At 37.2% G+C, this 17,996-nt stretch carries 16 protein-coding genes and 1 tRNA gene; 8 read left to right on the top strand and 9 right to left on the bottom strand.

Going from position 1 to position 17,996, the window contains the following annotated elements; all coding sequences use genetic code 11:
- Window positions 1-5: 5 nt before the first annotated feature.
- Complete coding sequence (locus HMJ38_RS02095) at window positions 6-1,931, top strand: OmpA family protein (RefSeq protein ID WP_194972727.1); 1,926 nt, start codon at window positions 6-8, stop codon at window positions 1,929-1,931.
- A gap of 414 nt (window positions 1,932-2,345) precedes the next feature.
- On the opposite strand, the gene HMJ38_RS02090 is transcribed toward HMJ38_RS02095, so the two are convergent.
- From HMJ38_RS02090 to HMJ38_RS02080, 3 genes are read right to left on the bottom strand one after another with little or no spacing between them, the layout of a single operon-like run.
- Window positions 2,346-2,798, bottom strand: a complete 453-nt coding sequence (locus HMJ38_RS02090) for a nuclear transport factor 2 family protein (RefSeq protein ID WP_194972726.1) — start codon at window positions 2,796-2,798, stop codon at window positions 2,346-2,348.
- Window positions 2,795-3,481 (bottom strand): head GIN domain-containing protein, encoded by a 687-nt coding sequence (locus tag HMJ38_RS02085; protein WP_194972725.1) that lies wholly within the window; start codon window positions 3,479-3,481, stop codon window positions 2,795-2,797. Before HMJ38_RS02085 ends, HMJ38_RS02090 begins: the two co-directional genes overlap by 4 nt.
- Before the next feature lie 14 nt (window positions 3,482-3,495).
- Complete coding sequence (locus tag HMJ38_RS02080; RefSeq protein ID WP_194972724.1) at window positions 3,496-4,173, bottom strand: SDR family oxidoreductase; 678 nt, start codon at window positions 4,171-4,173, stop codon at window positions 3,496-3,498.
- Window positions 4,174-4,236: 63 nt separating this feature from the next.
- Between HMJ38_RS02080 and HMJ38_RS02075 the strand changes: the two genes are divergently transcribed.
- The 3 genes from HMJ38_RS02075 (at window position 4,237) to HMJ38_RS02065 (ending at window position 5,920) form a co-directional block, all read left to right on the top strand.
- Window positions 4,237-5,112: a mechanosensitive ion channel family protein gene (locus tag HMJ38_RS02075; protein ID WP_194972723.1), complete on the top strand. Its 876-nt coding sequence runs from the start codon at window positions 4,237-4,239 to the stop codon at window positions 5,110-5,112.
- Entirely contained in the window at window positions 5,102-5,443 is a 342-nt protein-coding gene (locus HMJ38_RS02070) for an MGMT family protein (protein ID WP_194972722.1), read from the top strand. The genes HMJ38_RS02075 and HMJ38_RS02070 overlap by 11 nt, the downstream gene beginning before the upstream one ends.
- A 111-nt stretch (window positions 5,444-5,554) precedes the next feature.
- Entirely contained in the window at window positions 5,555-5,920 is a 366-nt protein-coding gene (locus HMJ38_RS02065; protein WP_194972721.1) for a helix-turn-helix domain-containing protein, read from the top strand.
- Window positions 5,921-5,922: 2 nt separating this feature from the next.
- On the opposite strand, the gene HMJ38_RS02060 is transcribed toward HMJ38_RS02065, so the two are convergent.
- A complete protein-coding gene (locus HMJ38_RS02060) occupies window positions 5,923-7,365 on the bottom strand; it encodes a sodium:solute symporter (RefSeq protein WP_194972720.1) in 1,443 nt (480 codons plus the stop codon).
- A gap of 53 nt (window positions 7,366-7,418) precedes the next feature.
- Between HMJ38_RS02060 and HMJ38_RS02055 the strand changes: the two genes are divergently transcribed.
- The 3 genes from HMJ38_RS02055 (at window position 7,419) to HMJ38_RS02045 (ending at window position 8,519) form a co-directional block, all read left to right on the top strand.
- Window positions 7,419-7,712 carry an ATP-dependent Clp protease adaptor ClpS gene (locus tag HMJ38_RS02055; RefSeq protein WP_194972719.1) on the top strand — a complete coding sequence of 98 codons (294 nt, stop codon included), beginning with the start codon at window positions 7,419-7,421 and terminating at the stop codon, window positions 7,710-7,712.
- Between the two features lie 11 nt (window positions 7,713-7,723).
- Window positions 7,724-8,344 carry a recombination mediator RecR gene (gene recR / locus HMJ38_RS02050; protein WP_194972718.1) on the top strand — a complete coding sequence of 207 codons (621 nt, stop codon included), beginning with the start codon at window positions 7,724-7,726 and terminating at the stop codon, window positions 8,342-8,344.
- Window positions 8,345-8,445: 101 nt separating this feature from the next.
- A tRNA-Ala gene (locus HMJ38_RS02045) sits at window positions 8,446-8,519 on the top strand.
- A gap of 170 nt (window positions 8,520-8,689) precedes the next feature.
- Here HMJ38_RS02045 and HMJ38_RS02040 read toward each other — a convergent pair.
- The 5 genes from HMJ38_RS02040 to HMJ38_RS02020 all read right to left on the bottom strand — a co-directional run bounded on the left by HMJ38_RS02040 (window position 8,690) and on the right by HMJ38_RS02020 (window position 14,440).
- The gene (locus tag HMJ38_RS02040) at window positions 8,690-9,436 is read right to left on the bottom strand and encodes a hypothetical protein (RefSeq protein ID WP_194972717.1); all 747 of its coding nucleotides are present in this window, start codon (window positions 9,434-9,436) and stop codon (window positions 8,690-8,692) included.
- A 270-nt stretch (window positions 9,437-9,706) separates the two neighbouring features.
- Window positions 9,707-10,276 carry a Pycsar system effector family protein gene (locus tag HMJ38_RS02035; protein WP_194972716.1) on the bottom strand — a complete coding sequence of 190 codons (570 nt, stop codon included), beginning with the start codon at window positions 10,274-10,276 and terminating at the stop codon, window positions 9,707-9,709.
- Between the two features lie 137 nt (window positions 10,277-10,413).
- Window positions 10,414-10,989, bottom strand: a complete 576-nt coding sequence (locus HMJ38_RS02030) for a pyridoxamine 5'-phosphate oxidase family protein (RefSeq protein ID WP_194972715.1) — start codon at window positions 10,987-10,989, stop codon at window positions 10,414-10,416.
- Window positions 10,990-11,113: 124 nt separating this feature from the next.
- Window positions 11,114-13,726, bottom strand: a complete 2,613-nt coding sequence (gene clpB, locus HMJ38_RS02025) for an ATP-dependent chaperone ClpB (RefSeq protein WP_194972714.1) — start codon at window positions 13,724-13,726, stop codon at window positions 11,114-11,116.
- 213 nt (window positions 13,727-13,939) lie between these two features.
- Window positions 13,940-14,440, bottom strand: a complete 501-nt coding sequence (locus HMJ38_RS02020; RefSeq protein ID WP_194972713.1) for a hypothetical protein — start codon at window positions 14,438-14,440, stop codon at window positions 13,940-13,942.
- 175 nt (window positions 14,441-14,615) lie between these two features.
- On the opposite strand from HMJ38_RS02020, the gene HMJ38_RS02015 reads away from it, so the two are divergent.
- The gene (locus tag HMJ38_RS02015; RefSeq protein WP_194972712.1) at window positions 14,616-17,804 is read left to right on the top strand and encodes a histidine kinase N-terminal 7TM domain-containing protein; all 3,189 of its coding nucleotides are present in this window, start codon (window positions 14,616-14,618) and stop codon (window positions 17,802-17,804) included.
- Window positions 17,805-17,996: the final 192 nt, after the last annotated feature.

The raw sequence follows: 17,996 nt of genomic DNA, 5'->3' as shown, positions 1-17,996 counted from the left end.
TATCTATGAAGCAAATTGCTGTATTTCTGGTTTTGTCGGTTATCCTGATCAGCTCATGTACAAGCTTATATCAAAAGGGTCAAAACCAATTTCAGGGCGGTGATTATCAGCTTGCCATTATTACTTTTTCTAAAATTCTGGAGGATGATCCGGAAAATAAAGAAGCCAACTTTTATGTGGCAGAAAGTTATCGATTGACCAACCGAATTGAACAATCAAAGGCCTATTATGAAAAAGTAGCTGAAGAGGAAGAAACCTTTGACACTTTCTATCGCCTTGGCCAAAGCCTGAAAAGCCAAGGTGAATATGAAAAAGCAAAGGAAGCATTTACGAAAGCCAAGGATCTGACTTTGGACGATAACTACCAAAAACTTTTAAATAGAGAAATTGATAATATTGAGAAGATTGAGGCTGTTGAAGATTATTTTCCTTTCATAGAAGTAGAAAACTATCGACTACTCAATACACCTTTAGCAGATTATTCTCCGATTGTAAATGAAGGTTATTTATACTTTACCAGTAACAGAGCGAGCAGTGGCATTTACTTGGCAACAGGTACCCCATACATGAAACTCATGAGGACTAGAGTGGATGGAATAAAAGTGGATGTCCAAAACATTCAGCCACTACCCGAATTCAGAAATGAAGAAAATCTTAATCAAGGATCTTTGGCCATCAGTCCCGATGGCAACACTTTGATTTATGCAAGGGCCAATTCAAGATCGCCAAAAGATCTACCTGATGTACAGCTTTTTGCATCTTATTTCAGAGGAGGCGGATTTACCCAACCGATATGGATGCCTGTGAATGAGGACGAATTTTATACCAATACTACCCCTGCCTTCAGCCCTGATGGAAATGAATTGTATTTCGCCTCTTTACGGCCTGATGGTTTGGGAGGAATGGACTTATATAAAGCGACTAAATTGGCCAATGGCGATTTTGGTAACGCCGTCAGTCTTGGCCCCCAGATCAATACCATGGGCAATGAAATGTTTCCTTATGTAGCACCTGACGGCAAACTTTTCTTTGCTTCTGACGGTCATCCTGGATTTGGAAAACTAGATCTATTTGTGGCTGAAAAAACCGAAAAGGGATGGGACGTAAAAAACCTTGGTTCCAATATCAATACTGTTGCAGATGATTTTGGGATTTTCTTTACCAAATATCCAACTGAAGGATTCTTATCATCCAATAGAGAAGGTGGATTGGGTGATGATGACATTTATTATTTTGAGGACAAAACACCAAAACCCAAAATTGTCAATGTGCTCCTCAATGTCACCACCAAAGAACTCAATGAAGATGGTACTGAAAAAGTGCTTCCACAAACAAGGGTTGTGCTTTATGACAATACCAACAAAAATATCGGGGGTGATTTTTCCAATCAAAGCGGGAGGTTGAGATTTACACTTACACCTAATCAGGATTTCTCCATCATCGCTTCTAAGAGTGGCTATTTCACTAAAAGCATTGCTTATAGTACCATAGGTAAAACGCCAAGACTGGAAGACCTGATCCAAGATGTGACCAATGTAACACTGGACACAACCATGGTACTTGAGCCACTTATCCTGGAAAGAGCAATCGTACTGGACAACATTTACTACGATTTGGACAAAGCTGATATCAGACCTGATGCAGCCATTGAATTGAATAAATTGGTCAAAATCCTCAAAGACAACCCTAGTATCAGAATTGAATTGAGTTCTCATACAGATGCAAGAGCGAGTGATGCTTATAACGATGCATTGTCCCAAAGAAGGGCTGAATCTGCAGTAGCCTATATTGTGTCACAAGGTATTGCTGAAGATAGATTGGTTGCCAAAGGCTATGGCAAACGACAATTGATCATAGAAAATGCACAGACCGAAGAAGAACATCAAACCAATAGAAGGACTGAGTTTAAAGTGATTGAGATTAAGGAATAATTGGATCTTTTCAAATAACACCTATATCCGTATTATCACAAATTTTATATAATATATCTGTCCAAATCGATATTTGTTGATATTGGATATTGATGGATACTTGTGCGCCGTGGCGGATTAATCCATATTCAATAGTCAAATTTGGTTTTATCTACGACTCGTCCGATTAAAGGTGTTTGGTGATATACTTCATCCTTAAATAAAGCTATTTGGCCAACATTGGAATTACAAATTCCAAAAATAAAAAGGTGTAGATGCAATCTACACCTAGCGCCTATGCCAAACTTCACCCTTTTATCCTTACTAGTTTATAATTGAAAATACAACGTAAAATCACCAGATACACCTTACATACAGACGCAACTTATCTCCTTCCATAATTTCCACTCTAGACATAAAAATTAAGAAAAGCCGTCAACAACCTTCCTTCCTCCTTGTATCAATGATATAAGTAATTTTCCATCCCTCAGCAGTTTTGATCAGCTGAAAGGAATTGACGCCACAATGGCTGAACTTATCGTTGACAAAAAATTCATAAGGCGTCCATGCGGATGCCATTTGCCCATCTACTTTTATTTGGTAATCCAAAACTCTTTCATCTAAAATAGTACCCGCTGCTGTCCCGATGATACGGTTCACGAAGTCACTTACGGTATTGGATCCCAATTGCGCTCCTCCAACATTAGAAATGACAGTTTGCATTGTTGCTTCAGGATGAAATGCATTTCGTAAAGTTTCTGCATCCTTATTTTTCATTCCCTCAAAAAGAGATACAATTACTTCCCGGACTGCTAAATCTTCCTGGGCCCACAAGGGCGAAACAGCCAAGAAAATCAATCCTAAAACAATTAAAACTGTTTTTCTCATCTTTTTTGAATTGAACCGCCTGTTGTTGTTTTCACATCCACGTTTTTTGGATTTCCTCCATAATAAACCTTAGCGGCGGTAGCTACAGAACCTTCAATAGTCGATGTTGCATTAAAATGAATAGTTGCGGCAGTATTGGCCTGTAATTCAATTTGCTTCCCTGTCAAATTTTTACCATCTATTTCAGCATTGGTAAAAGCTTTCACATTCAACTCATCTACATGACCCCTTACAAAAATCCTTGCATTGGTAGAAGCATCAACGCTGAGCACATCAGCCTCAACCTCCGCCTCAAGATAAGCGTTGGTGCCAGCAGAAAGATAGGCTTCCTGGGCAACAATCGGATCTTTTGAGATGACATTCGCGCTGGTATTGGCTTCAATACCCAATAACTCCACGTAGGTTACCACGACAGATACCACATGGTTTCTAAAGTTTCCTCTTGCTAATTTTATCTCTAGGGTCTCCCCTAACACAGAAGTCTCTACGTTCCCCACATCAATCCCGGAAACAGTTATTTCAACCTTATTCTGATCTCCTTTAACCAATTCAGCTTTTATGGAATTGGAAACCTTCACTGCATTAAATTCCCTTAGGTCTCTACTGTCTTTTTGTGTTTGGGCCTGTAAAGCACCTACGGTCACAAAGGCTAACAATAGGATGAATTTTACTGTTTTTTTCATTTTGGTTTATCTATTTAAATACCTCCATACATTTTGAAAGTAGTGTTCCTGAGTCCTGGACTATTGATCGCAAAGTGCATGGCTTCTGCTATTTCAGAAGGACTAACCCAATTTGAAAATTCCGAATCCGGCATTGCCTCCCGGTTTTCAGGAGTATCAATAATACTAGGGACAAAAACATGTGCCCTTATTTTTGAATTTTTTGCCTCTTCTGCAACATACTTCGCCAATTCGTCTACAAGACTTTTACTCAAAGCGTATGCCACAACCCCTTTCCCGTCTTCCGGTTGAAGTGCAGGCCTGGCTCCCATAAACAAAAAATTGCCGAAATCTGCTTTTTTCATCACAGGAAGGAAATTTTTAACCATATTGTAGGCTGAATAAAAATTCAACTTGAACATTTTTTCAAGGTCTTCTAAACCTGTTTGTTCAATTCCTCCCTTTCCATATCCGCCCACCAATAGTCCGATAGCGTCCACTTCACCGTATTGAAGGTGATACTCGCTCGCAAATGCGGCAACTGCCTTCTCGTCTGTGACATCAAGTTCGTAAACATCATCTGCTTCCTCAACCTCATCACCTGAGTCAGGCAAAATTGTAGCAATAACCCTATAGCCTTCTCTTTTGAATTTTTCAACAACTGCTTTTCCTAAATTTCCAGCAGCCCCGGTCACAATAATATTCCTTTCCATAAATAATTATTTTTTATGTTTGCATTCTTTTATTCAAAACTACTCCAAATCTTACCCAACATCATGGAAACCCCTAATTCATCTTTCAAAAATATTGAGACAAAGAAAAAAAGAATATTTTTTCTTAAGTTCTTTATTTATTTGGCTTTCCTGTTTGGTGGAAAATTCTTACCTATTTTCCAGGATTTTCTTATTGACTATCCTGGAATGGACAGTTTGCATACAGCAATTCTATTTTTACTTGGAGGAAATATCCTTATTTCCTTGGCCCGTCTCATCACGGCAAGAATATATTTAAGTAAAGCTAAGGATGAAAAGGTTCACGGCAACTTTTTGTTAGGTATTTCCTGGATCTCCAATATACTAAATTCATTGGTTTTTGTCATTGCCTTCATGCTGGCTTTTGATATTCAGCCATTGGAATTTCTCACTAGCCTGACAATTGTAGCGGCTGCCATTGCTATATTGAGCAAAGATTATGTAACCAACATTCTCAATGGACTCATCATGATGTTTACAGATCAATTTTCACTTGGAGATACGATTCAAATCGGGGAAACACAAGGTGTGATTGAAGACATTACCCTACTCAATGTGGTACTGAAAAAAGATGATGGTTATAAAACCATGGTTCCAAATAGTCTGATTTTGAATGCACAAGTAACCAATTTTAGGAATTATGAGAAAAAAATAATCGAATTTCCTATAGAATTACCTCATGGTTTTAAATACGATATCAACACAATAAATTTACGACTAAAGGAAACTTTTGCAAAGAGAATTGAAGAAAAGACCATTTCCCAATTGAACCTTACGCTACAGCATATTCAAAAGGATTTTATTACCCTAAAGGTATCATTTGAAACTCCTGTTGAGAATGAAGCGGAGGTTCAGTCTGAACTACATCATTTCTTATTATCGCTATTTCATGAAAACTGAAAAGGAAAATTATTTCGATCTTGTCTATCAGGTGGTCAGGTTGATTCCAAGGGGAAAAGTGACTTCCTATGGGGCAATAGCCAATTATTTAGGACTCAAAAGCGGGGCAAGAATGGTCGGCTACGCCATGAATGCATCCCATATCGGAACTGATGTTCCCGCGCATAGGGTTGTAAACAGAAACGGAGTACTCACAGGGAAGCATCATTTTTCAAGCCCATCAGAAATGGAAACGCTCCTCAGTAAAGAGGGAATAGAAGTCATACAAGATAAAATACAGAATTTTGAAGATCATTTTTGGGATCCAAACAAGTTGGAATTAGATATATAATCGCTTATTTAAGGTCTATTTCATAGCAAACCTCAGGTTTTTTTATATTTTTCACACAATTGATTCAAAAGTGTATGCTTTTTGTATCAGTTATTAAAAATCGTTTGTCGTATGGAAACAGCATTGAAAAGCAATATCGCAGAAAATCTCAGGAAACATAGAGTCCTGAGAGGGTATACACAAGAATACATCGCTGAATACTTAGGAAAAAAAGACTATACCGCTTATTCCAGGTATGAACAGGGAAGATCGAATCTAAAAATGGAAGATGCCATCAAACTAGCAAGTCTGTATGAGGTTGATGTCCAGGAATTGATCTCAATCTCTCCAACTGTTCATCAGGGTTCAGATAATTCCAAAAAATCAAATGGATTGATTTCTGTTTTGGTTGATCTTGATGGCAGTAGCAGTTCCTTGGAAAACAATATCATCAGGCTCAAAAAAATCAATGAACTTCTTGCCAAACAGGAACTTTAAGGTCAATGTTTCCTTAGAAGGTACAATCCTGTGAACATCAACAAACCATTGAGTATCAATATCTCAAAGCCAAATTTATATCCCCATAGAAGTTTTTCGGAATTCTGACTGATCAGGAAAGCTAAAATCGGCGCTAAAACAGCCAAATATGGGACGAGTTTATCTTTTACCTCCCATTTGGTAAATAAACCAAAAGCATATAATCCCAATAATGGTCCATAGGTATAACCTGCAATAATAAAAACCGCATTGATTACACTCTGATCATTTAGCCATCTGAAAACCAGAATCACCAAAAACATCAGGAGAGTAAAGGCGATATGGACCTGTTTGCGTACGGTTACTTGTCTGTCTTTCTCATACCTTTTTTCAATTTCTAAAAAATCATAACAAAAAGAGGTAGTTAAAGCAGTCAAGGTTGAATCTGCGCTTGAGTAGGCGGCCGCCGTAATACCCAAAACAAAAACAATTCCTGCAAAAGCTGTGAATTCCTGCGTTGCCAATAAAGGGTACAAATCATCCGATCTCACCGGAAGGGTCACACCATTGGTTTCTGCATACAGATAAAGTAACAAGCCAAGGCATAAAAACATGAGGTTGACAAATACCAGGATGATGGTAAACCAAAACATGTTTTTTTGAGCATCTCCAATATTTCGACAGGTCAGGTTTTTCTGCATCATATCCTGGTCCAATCCTGTCATCACTATGGTGATGAATGCCCCTGAGGCAAATTGCTTGAAGAAATTGGTTCCGGACTGCCAATCCCAGTTAAATATCTCGGACCGGGAATCTGAGGCTATAGTTCCGACAAACTCTGAGATTTTAAGGATTCCAAGATCTTTACCGATCAAATAAATACTCACTCCCACTGCCAGCAGCATGAAAAAGGTTTGCAGAGTATCTGTCCAGACTACCGTTTTGATACCTCCCTTATGGGTATATAGCCAAATCAGCGAGACAGTAATCAACACAGAAACCCAAAAGGGTATGCCCCATTGATCGAATAATATCAATTGCAAAACACCTGCAACCAAAAATACCCGGATCGAGGAACCGAGTGTTCTGGACAAGATAAAGAAAAATGCTCCGGACTTATAAGACCAGAAACCGAATCTATCCTCCAAATAAGCATAAATAGAAACAAGGTTCAATCTGTAATAAAGAGGCAGCAAAACTTTGGCAATCACAAAATAACCCAAAGTATACCCCAACACCACCTGGAAATAAAAAAAATTGGTATTCCCAACTTCACCGGGCACAGAAATAAAAGTAACCCCAGAAAGAGAGGCTCCAATCATCCCAAATGCTACCAAAAACCATGGTGATTGCCTATCGCCAGTGAAAAAAGTGTCTTTTGAAACATCCCTTGAAGTAAACCAAGAAATCAAAAACAAGAGAACAAAATATGATGTTATGACGATTAAAACTAAATTTGAATCCATAGATGATTGAAGGTCAATTATGCTAAGTTGTCTATAATAATTAAATTTGCAAAATGAATTCGCAAACACAAGTTTACCCCATGGTAGAAGTAGAAGATGTCCTGTTGGAAGATTTGGTAGATATTGAAGAAAGTGAACTGATCGTCTTCAATGATGATGTCAATACTTTTGAACATGTCGCAAAGATTCTTATCAAAGTCTGTCAACATACGCCTGAACAAGCTGAGCAATGTACTCTGATTATTCATTATAAAGGTAAATGTGCTGTAAAGAAAGGCAGTAGAGAAAAGCTGAAGCCAATGTGCGAGGCAATTCTAGATGCCGGTATCCAAGCTACAGTTTCATAATCCCTTTATTTGTGAATTTCCCCTCAAAATTGATAGAAGATGCAGTCAGTGAAATTAGCAGGCTGCCCGGTATTGGAAAAAAAACAGCCCTTCGTTTAGCACTTCATCTGCTAAAGCAAAAAGAATCTGTATCAGAGGATTTAGCTAACTCAATCATTTCTTTAAGAAAAGATATAAAGTATTGTAATATCTGCCATAATATTTCTGATTCAGAAACATGCAGTATTTGCACTGGAAACCGGAGAGATAGACGTTTAATATGCGTCGTGGAGGACATTCCTGACGTACTGGCAATCGAAAACACCTCTCAATATAACGGACTATATCATGTACTCAGTGGGGTGATTTCACCAATTCAGGGCATTGGGCCTGATGAACTCAATATCGAACCCCTTCTTGACAGAATCAGGAATCCCAGATCAGAGGAAAAGGTAAAAGAAGTTATTTTGGCTTTGCCTGCTACCATGGAAGGAGACACTACTTCCTTTTACATCACACGGAAACTTAAAGAATTTCATATCAAAGTAAGCACCATCGCTAGGGGAATTCCAATTGGAGGAGAATTGGAATACACAGATGAAGTCACCCTTGGAAGAAGTATTTTAACCCGCGTAAATTATTCAGCAGATTGATATTTTCCTTTGCGCAATTCAAAAGGCTTTCTATATTTGCAATCCCAATTGAGGGATTATCCCGATAGCCATCGGGATAGCTAGAATAGTAAATAATTATTGGGGGATTAGCTCAGCTGGCTAGAGCGCTACACTGGCAGTGTAGAGGTCATCGGTTCGACTCCGTTATCCTCCACTTTATAAAGACTGGAGATTCAGTCTGCTTTTACCTGTACCCGCAGCTCCGACCACAAATATTATTTTGCTCATATCGTTTTTGTTTTTTAATTACCTAATCAATTTACCCAAAAACAAACTCTTAAAAAATTAGATGACACCAAATGCCAATTTAAATTAACATAAAAATCAATTCAAAAACTCCTGCCATTCTGCTATCTTAAAATCAGTTTTTTGATTGCCCAAAAACTTTTGATATGCATGATTGAAAGCTCTGGTATATTTTTCATTTATTCTCAGTGGATATAATTGAAAAATTTGGTATTTCATCTGAATGTTTTCAAAAGCTTCCTGGAAACTCGAAAATTCATCCACTTCTCTTTCACTGGTCTCTTGACCGAAATCTATTCCAAGGTTATAATTGAAAATGCACTTTTGATTGGTGGCATAATAAAATATTTCATGACCATTATTTTCATATTTATAAAATTTGATCAGGACATTTTTTCCTCCTACAACACAAATTTCCTCAATACCTATACTCTCCGCATAGGTACTGATGATCGTCCTGATCATTCTGTTCCATGCCTTTTGGTCAACACCTGCAATCCATTGACTCAACGCTGAAGAATTTTGAAAATCAATGACTTCTGTTTTCAAACCAATATTTTCTGCTGAATGAATCAGAATATTCAAATCGATTTCCTGCTTTTGTATTGCATATTCCATGACCAAATCAAACCCCTTGATCAATGATTGGACACCAATATCCACAAGATTAATTTGACTTAGAGAATCATTAAATTGATCTAAACCCCTATCGATTAATGAATTACTTGGATTCAGAAAGAAACATTGATGACTACCTTCATAATTTTCCTCAATAAATTTTAACTTATCCTTTTCTGAAGCATTGGTAAGAAATATGATTTTCATTGAAAGAAGTTTATAAATGGACATCAAGAGGAATGGAATTTTCCATTAAAAACAGCCCATTATCAAAGGGTTGTAAGTCATTTACGAATCAAATTATCCATTTGGATTATTTGGAAGACAAAAAATCCAAGAATAAAATTTTCTTGAATTTAGTCTCAAAGAACTTAAATACCAACTCGCTGACATAAGCTGTCAGATTAAAAATATGCTTTAATATATGATTTTTTGAAAATTTTGGATTTTTATCAAAGGCTAAATACAGAATATTTCTCAGGAGAACATATAGATTAGAAAAACCAAAACACCAAATACTATCCCCATCAAAAATATATTGTAGGCGTACCCAAGCATATTGTATTTTCTTTTAAGCACTTTACCCTGATAATAAACAGCGATTGACATTTGTTCATTGATTTCATTTTGTTTAGGTAGGATTTTTTCTACTTCTGACAAATACTCAGGTAATGTATAATTGGCTACTTCTCCAAAAAACAATAAACTTGCCTTGCCTTTATTTTGAAAATCTTGGTTTTTATCAATGATTTTTGGTTTGGCTGCTTGAACCGCAAGCACTGTAGAAGCAAGGCATGAAACTAAAATCAATGCTATAGGGAGAATCAATTTTGACCCATAAAGATCGAGTTCCTCCGAAATTGTACCGTATCCCGCGATTGCGATGATGGAGGAAATCACCAATGCGTTGATGCTGATGATCATATTCGCTTTGTTGTCAGCGATCTGAAGTAAATTGCAATTATTTTTAAAAGTTACCCTAAAAAAGGTTTGCCGTTCTCTGACTGAGGTGTCTTTTTCCTTTTTCGCAATTTTCGGTTCTTCCATACAGGTTGCTATTTATGCCTCTTAATTTACAAATAAAATTGATGTTTTATGATCTGGACTAAAATAGAGTGAAAATTTTAAAATGCTCCAAACCTGTTGATTAATTACCGAAAATAATAAAACTTCTCAGAAATACTTTAAGGCACTAGCCAAACGGATGACCAATTCCCATTTCCTGTTGATTTAAATTGGGCCCGTATGTGAGTCAATCCATTCAATTGCAGGCCTTCAATTTCCACCGGGGTAAATTTGATGAGACAAAAATGTTGGTCATTCATTTCATCAGGCCATTGAAAAGCCTTCTCTGGATCAGAGACTATAGTCCCAGGTGCCATCACTGAATTATATGCTTTTTGTGAATCTCCCTGAACAATGGGCCAAAAAGATCTACTGAGTTCATTTTGCTGATGGATTTCAGCTTCACCGGACACCTTGACTTGAACTCGTTTTCCAGGATGATAAAAAAGAAGTACGATACTCCCATCTTTCATCAATTGCGATACTTTAGAAGATCTTGCATCAGTAAAAAAGTAAAAGTTAAACTCCTTATCAACTTTCCGCAAAACCACATACCGCAGATCGGGCCCTTCTTCCCCTTGAGTCGCCAGAGAAACGAATCTAAAAGGATGCCTTGAGTCCAAAGAACCTCTATTCAACTCATGCTTGATGGCATGAAAAACATCATCTAAAGAATCTTCATCAGTAAACAGCATGGTATATCTATTTTATCTATCTCAAAATATACCAATTCCAGCGTGTATATGTTTAGAATATAATGAAAGAAAAAGAGCGTAGAGTTTCCCCTACGCGCTTTCTAATTATAAGACCATTTTCTGATTACACTTCAACAGTGTCAATATTTTTGAAATAGACCTGATTTTCGGAATCCAAATCTACCAAAACCGCAGAATCGTTTTTGATATATCCGGAAAGTATCTGTTTGGAAAGCTCATTCAAAATCAATCTTTGCATGGTTCTTTTCAAGGGCCTAGCTCCAAATTGGGGATCAAATCCTATCTCACCCAGATAATCCAAAACTTCTTGCGTTGCATCTATTTCTATATTGGACTCTGAAAGTCTTTGTTGAATTTCTCTCCACTGAATGTCAACTATCTTGCGGACAACTTTTTTGTTCAGCGGTTCAAACATGATGGTTTCATCAATCCTGTTAAGAAATTCAGGTCTGACTGATTTTTTGAGAAGATCATAAACTTCCGATTTGGTTTTTTCCATGATCGCCTCTTTATTCCAATCTTCTATTTCGGCAAACCTCTCCTGAATCAAATGAGATCCAATATTGGTCGTAAGGATGATGATGGTATTTTTGAAGCTTGCAACCCTGCCTTTATTATCCGTCAAGCGACCATCATCGAGAACTTGTAGAAGAATATTGAAAACATCTGGATGGGCTTTTTCTATTTCATCAAGTAGTACAACAGAATATGGCTTTCTTCGGACCGCCTCCGTCAGCTGACCACCTTCATCATATCCAACATATCCAGGAGGTGCTCCGACCAATCTGCTGACGGCATGTCTTTCCTGATATTCGGACATGTCAATCCTGACCATGGCATTGTCATCATTGAAGAGGTATTCAGCAAGAGCTTTTGCCAATTCTGTTTTTCCAACACCTGTAGTTCCCATAAAGATGAATGAACCTATGGGTCGTTTTGGGTCCTGCAATCCAGCCCTACTTCTCCTTACAGCATCTGATAATGCCGTAATGGCTTCTCTCTGTCCTGCGACCCTTATCCCCAACTCGTCTTCAAGATGTAATAATTTTTCTCTTTCACTTTGAATCATTTTGGACAATGGAATACCTGTCCATTTGGAAACCACAGATGCTATATCCTCATTATCCACCTCTTCTTTGAGTAAAGGCGAGCCCTCTTGCATTTCCTCTAATTGTTTTTTGAACAGGTCAAGTTTTTTTTCAGCTTCGACTATTTTGCCGTAACGGATTTCAGCTACTCTTCCAAAATCCCCCGCTCTTTCCGCTTGTTCAGCTTCCAACTTTAACTTATCTATGTTCTCCTTTTCTGTTCTAATTCCAGTAATTACAGATTTTTCACTTTCCCATTTGGCTTTGAGGTTTTGTCTCTTCTCCGAAAGTTCAGCGATCTCTTTGCTGAGTACAGTTTCCTTGTCCTTATTGTTTTCTCTCCGGATTGCCTCTCTTTCAATTTCCAACTGCATTACCCTTCTGTTGAGTTCATCCAATTCCTGCGGAAGAGAATCTATCTCCATTCTCAATTTTGCTGCCGCTTCATCCATCAAGTCTATTGCCTTATCGGGTAGAAATCTGTCTGAAATATACCTTTGGGAAAGTTCGACTGCGGCTATCACTGCATCATCTTTGATTCTCACCCCATGGTGCAATTCATATTTATCTTTGATACCTCGCAAAATGGAAATCGCATCTGCTGCATCCGGTTCATCAACCATTACAGACTGAAACCTTCTCTCCAAGGCCTTATCCTTTTCAATATATTTTTGGTATTCTTTAAGTGTGGTGGCACCGATTGCATGTAATTCTCCTCTTGCCAAAGCGGGCTTCAGTAAGTTGGCTGCATCCATGGCACCTTCACCCCCTCCACCGGCTCCAATCAAGGTATGGATTTCATCTATAAATAGCAGGATTTCACCATCTGAGTCTGTGACCTCTTTGATGACGGCCTTTAGTCTTTCTTCGAATTCTCCTTTATATTTTGCCCCGGCGACCAATAGACCCATATCTAAAGAGATCAAGGTCTTTGACTTAAGATTTTCGGGCACATCACCACTGATGATTCTTTGGGCCAAACCTTCCACTATTGCTGTCTTGCCTACTCCCGGTTCACCGAGAAGAATCGGATTGTTTTTGGTTCTTCTTGCCAAAATTTGGAGGACCCTCCTTATTTCTTCATCCCGGCCAATCACAGGATCTATTTTACCCTTTTTGGCCAATTCATTCAGATTTTTGGAATATTTTTCCAAAGCCCTGTATTTTGATTCCGCATTTTGATCTGTCACTTTATTTCCTTGTCTAAGTTCCTTAATCGCTTCAATTAAAGGCTTTTCAGATAAGCCTTGATCTTTTAACAATTGGGCTGCTTTTTCGCTGCCTGACAAAATTGCCAATAATAAATGCTCAATGGCTATAAATTCGTCTCCAAAGGTTTTTAGATAATCTTTTGCCTTGGATAAAACCTGATTGGAAGTATTGGACAAATAAGGTTGCTGCCCACTAACTTTGGGGTAAGATTTGATAAGCTCATCTGTTTTTTGATTGATGAAAATTTTATTTACACCTAACTTTTTGAATAAAAAGTCGGTTACATTCTCATCTTCGGAAAATATCCCTTTCAACAAATGAGCAGGCTCTATGGCCTGTTGCTGTTCGGCTGAGGTTATTTCCACGGCTTTTTGAATAGCTTCTTGGGATTTGATGGTGAATTGCTTGAAATCCATGGTATATATGTGGTTATCTGTTACTTTTTTAAGTTCCTGTAAAGAAACAAGATACTTTTTACCACTCAATCAAATCTTTCACCAATCCAAAAAATGGGATTAATTCGGAAAAAATGTCCTGAAATATATCTCAACACATGAAAATCAGGACTTTTTGACATAAAAAAGCCTCCATTAAAAAGTAAATGGAGGCTTTTCCGGAAATTGTTAATTTCAGTTTTCTTCCTCTATAATTATTTCTTTCTCTTCTTTTTTTAGACTATATCTATCAATATCCCGCTGATATCTGTCTACATTAGATTCTGCTTCCTGAATGGCTATTTCACTTTTCCTGATGGACAATTCCAATTTCGCCAGATCAGCATCAGTGGTTTTAGTCTTTAACTTGACTTTTTCTAAATTAAGATTCTGTTTGGCAAGCTTGATTTCAGCTTTTTGTTTAGCAGTCAATGCTTTGTCATAATTTTTTTGAGCTTTTTGCAAATTACTGATTCGCTTCAGTTCGGCTTTCATTGCAGCATCTTGTTCTTTTTTCTCTTTAAGCGCTGCCTTATCTTCAGCCTTTTGCTGTGCCGTCAATCTTTTTTCTTCCTGCAAGGCTTTCTTTGCTTCCAGTTGTTCTTCCTTAGATAATTGTATTTTTTCTTGTGCGAAAACACCCTTGGAAAAAGCTAATGAAAGAATTAATGTTATCAAAAATGGAAATTTCTTCATTTCTAGGTTATTTTTATTCCAAATATAATCTAACTTCTAAATATGTTCAATTTTGTTTTGTATTAATTTGATGTTTATTTATTTTTTTTAGACAACAAAACAATTATTTTTACTTTGCTAATTTCACCTAATTTAATATCATGAGAATACAGTTTCTTTTTATCAAAAGTAAAGTATGAATCTCGAATTTTATTTTAACCCATACGCCATACCGGTTTTTATTACAAGCCTACTATTTATAGTATTAACCGTTTTTTCCTTCAAAAAACAAAATCTCTTAGGAGAAAGATATTTTTCTTATTTGATGTTTGCATGTTTTATATACACATTTTTTTATGGAACAGGTCTTTTATTCACTGATCCCAATATGCTTCAATTCTTGTATATGTTGGAATTTGTGGGTGGTGTATTTATAGCTCCATTATTATTGTTATTTTTATTGAAGTATTCTGATAAAGCCAAATACATCAATCCCCTTTGGATGACAGCAATTTTTGGGGTTTCTGTATTTTTTCTGGTGCTGGTTCTCACGAATGATTACCATTTACTTTTTTTCAAAGAAATCCTAGCAATAGACAATTCATATTTTATTGCGAAGAATATCGACAGAGGCTCTTTCCATTGGATCTATGCGGGATATAACTCACTCTTGATCCTGACATCAAACTTCATCCTTGTCAGGATGTTTAGTTCAATACCTGCTATTTACAGAAAACAATTACTGGTCATGATGATGGGGACTTTCATGCCTTGGGTGGCTTACATTATTGTGGTATTCGGTTATTATCCTTTTGGATTGGATCCGGTGCCATTTTTTTTGGCTATCAGTGGTCTTTTACTTTTTTGGGCCTTATTCCGAAACCAATTATTCAGAGCCAATCCTATTGCATTTAAAACAATTTTTGAAAATATATCTGACGGGATATTGATCATCAATATGGAAGGTGAATTGGTAGCTGTCAATTATGCCGCTGAAAAATTCTTTTCTAAGCTCACTGATGTGAAATTGGAAAATGTTGATCAGATCAAAAAGTTATCGAACGAGTTTGATGTTCTTTTTTCAAAAAGAACTACAGGAGAAAAGGTGGAAATCAAATTGGTCAATGATGGTAAAACATTTGCAGTTTACCTCAAAGAAATAGATAATGATATCATCAATGGCGGATTACCTAATTTTCAATACCTATTTATCCGTGACATCACCGAACAAAAGTCGACAGAGGAGATCATCAAAAGCAATGAACTAAAGCTTCAGAATGTCAATAGCTACTTGGTGAGAAATGAGAAAATGTTGACTTCTATTGCATTTGCTACAAAGGAATTGTTGTCAAACCAACATTTTCCCACGGCTACCCAAAAGGCAATGGCCTTATTGGGAGATGGTGCCGGTGTAGACAGGGCATATTTGTTTGAAAATTTCCATGATGAAGATGGTAATATTTTTTGTTCCCAGAGATATGAATGGAGTGCCTTGGGTGTACCTCCTGAAATAGACAATCCCGATCTTCAAGGTCTTCCTGTAGGACTTTTTGGTGAAGGCACACAGGCCATGTTAAAGAACAGACCTTACCATGCCATAGTTTCCAAAATTGACAATGACCCCGAACTGAAGGAACTTCTAGAAAGCCAGGATATCAAGTCCATTTTGTTGATCCCTATATATGTAAAAGAATATTTCTGGGGTTATGTTGGGTTTGATGATTGTACCAATGAAAGGAATTGGAGTGATGCTGAAACAGCCCTGTTGATCAGTTTTGCAGACAGTATTTCAAATGCGATTGAAAGGAAAAACCTGGAAAAGAATTTGATCCAGTCTATGGAACAGGCCAAAGAAGCCAGTGTGGCCAAATCTGAATTCCTTGCTAATATGAGTCATGAAATCAGGACACCGCTCAATGGGGTCATTGGTTTTTCTGACTTATTGATGAAGACCCAGCTGGATGACAATCAAAAAGGCTTCCTGAAATCAATCATTCAATCGGGAAACCTATTACTTGATCTGATCAATGATATTCTGGATTTTTCAAAAATTGAGGCAGGGAAACTTGAACTCAATCCTGAATGGGTCAATCTTAAAGAGCTCGCTACAGATACATTAAAGATCATTCAACCTTTTGCTAAAGATAAAAATCTGGACTTAATCCTAAACATTGATAAAGATTTGCCTGATTTTGCGCTTGTGGATACAACGAGATTAAAGCAAGTTTTGATCAATTTGTTGAGCAATGCCGCAAAGTTTACCCCCAAGGGATATATAGAATTAGCTATTAAAGGTCAGGTAATCAATAATTCAAATCTGTACCAAGTATCATTTTCAGTAATTGACTCAGGTATAGGTATCTCAAAGGAAAAAGAGAAAATAATCTTTGAGGCTTTCGCTCAAGAAGACAATTCCACCACTCGGAAATACGGTGGAACAGGATTAGGACTCTCTATTTGCAGCAAATTGTTGGATTTAATGGGGAGCAAACTGATATTAAAAACCGAGGTTGGTAAAGGAAGTGAGTTTTGTTTTTCTTTAGGCCTTACACTTTCACCAATACCTGCAGAGAAAAAGGACCAAATTATTGAAGAAAAAGAAATTGTAAATCCGGTTTCGATTTCAAATAAAACTTCAAAATCTTCCTATAAAATACTTTTGGTTGATGATAATCCTGTCAACATGTTATTGGCAAAATCTATTGTTAAAAGCCTGATTCCTTCAGCCAAGATATCCGAAGCTTATAATGGTCTTGAAGCAGTGGCCCAATTTGAAAAAGAAAAACCCGATATGATTTTTATGGATATTCAAATGCCGGAAATGAGCGGCTATGAAGCCACTAAGAAAATCCGCCTTCAGGAAGGAACTGACTTCAAAACGCCCATCATTGCCTTGACCGCCGGAACCGTCAAGGGGGAGCAACACAGATGTATTGAAGCCGGTATGAATGATTATTTAAGCAAACCGGTTCTTGTTTCGGATATAGCTGAAATGATCAAAAAGTATCTTGATCCAAAATCAGAGGCCGGTGATACTGCCCTTGATCAGAATAACCTAAAACTCACAAAACTTGAGGAGTATAGGGAAAGTGATCCTGACTTTTTCAAGGAATTATTAGAAGTCAGCTACAGCAATATTGCCAAACTCAAAATCACTTTGAAAAGGAATCAAGAGGAAAAAAACCTCCATTCCATCAAGCAGACAGGACATGCATTAAAAGGAGTTGGATTGAATCTGGATTTTGTGGATCTGGTAACTTATTCTTCTGCGGTAGAAGGTCTTGGAGGTTTGGATGAACAAAGCCCTGAAATCATTGAAAAACTAAATGAAGAACTGGAAAAAATTCTAAAATCTCTGCACGCAGAATTGGAAAGAATAGGATAATAATACAATCAGAAATGTCTATTCAATTGTCTCTGCAATCAAAACAGTGTCTATTCACGGAATGAATCAATCTTTGACATCTTCATAATCTATATAATCCCCTCCTCTTATTTCCTTTGACCTTTTTTCCTGGTACTCCTGTTTTGTGCGATGGGACACCCAGGCTAATTTTTCATGATAGCAGAGATTAGT

It is taken from the genome of Aquiflexum lacus (assembly GCF_015476655.1).
Taxonomy (GTDB): domain Bacteria; phylum Bacteroidota; class Bacteroidia; order Cytophagales; family Cyclobacteriaceae; genus Aquiflexum; species Aquiflexum lacus.
The sequence above is the reverse complement of the archived record's forward strand: the minus strand, read 5'-3'. Positions and strand labels throughout refer to the sequence as shown.

Coding starts and splice junctions, on each gene's coding strand:
- HMJ38_RS02065 (WP_194972721.1), top strand. CDS start 5,555: ATGGAAACAGCATTGAAAAGCAATATCGCAGAAAATCTCAGGAAACAT.
- HMJ38_RS02070 (WP_194972722.1), top strand. CDS start 5,102: ATGAAAACTGAAAAGGAAAATTATTTCGATCTTGTCTATCAGGTGGTC.
- HMJ38_RS02035 (WP_194972716.1), bottom strand. CDS start 10,276: ATGGAAGAACCGAAAATTGCGAAAAAGGAAAAAGACACCTCAGTCAGA.
- HMJ38_RS02055 (WP_194972719.1), top strand. CDS start 7,419: ATGAATTCGCAAACACAAGTTTACCCCATGGTAGAAGTAGAAGATGTC.
- HMJ38_RS02060 (WP_194972720.1), bottom strand. CDS start 7,365: ATGGATTCAAATTTAGTTTTAATCGTCATAACATCATATTTTGTTCTC.
- HMJ38_RS02015 (WP_194972712.1), top strand. CDS start 14,616: ATGAATCTCGAATTTTATTTTAACCCATACGCCATACCGGTTTTTATT.
- HMJ38_RS02040 (WP_194972717.1), bottom strand. CDS start 9,436: ATGAAAATCATATTTCTTACCAATGCTTCAGAAAAGGATAAGTTAAAA.
- HMJ38_RS02030 (WP_194972715.1), bottom strand. CDS start 10,989: ATGCTGTTTACTGATGAAGATTCTTTAGATGATGTTTTTCATGCCATC.
- HMJ38_RS02075 (WP_194972723.1), top strand. CDS start 4,237: ATGGAAACCCCTAATTCATCTTTCAAAAATATTGAGACAAAGAAAAAA.
- HMJ38_RS02090 (WP_194972726.1), bottom strand. CDS start 2,798: ATGAGAAAAACAGTTTTAATTGTTTTAGGATTGATTTTCTTGGCTGTT.
- HMJ38_RS02020 (WP_194972713.1), bottom strand. CDS start 14,440: ATGAAGAAATTTCCATTTTTGATAACATTAATTCTTTCATTAGCTTTT.
- HMJ38_RS02085 (WP_194972725.1), bottom strand. CDS start 3,481: ATGAAAAAAACAGTAAAATTCATCCTATTGTTAGCCTTTGTGACCGTA.
- HMJ38_RS02080 (WP_194972724.1), bottom strand. CDS start 4,173: ATGGAAAGGAATATTATTGTGACCGGGGCTGCTGGAAATTTAGGAAAA.
- clpB (WP_194972714.1), bottom strand. CDS start 13,726: ATGGATTTCAAGCAATTCACCATCAAATCCCAAGAAGCTATTCAAAAA.
- HMJ38_RS02095 (WP_194972727.1), top strand. CDS start 6: ATGAAGCAAATTGCTGTATTTCTGGTTTTGTCGGTTATCCTGATCAGC.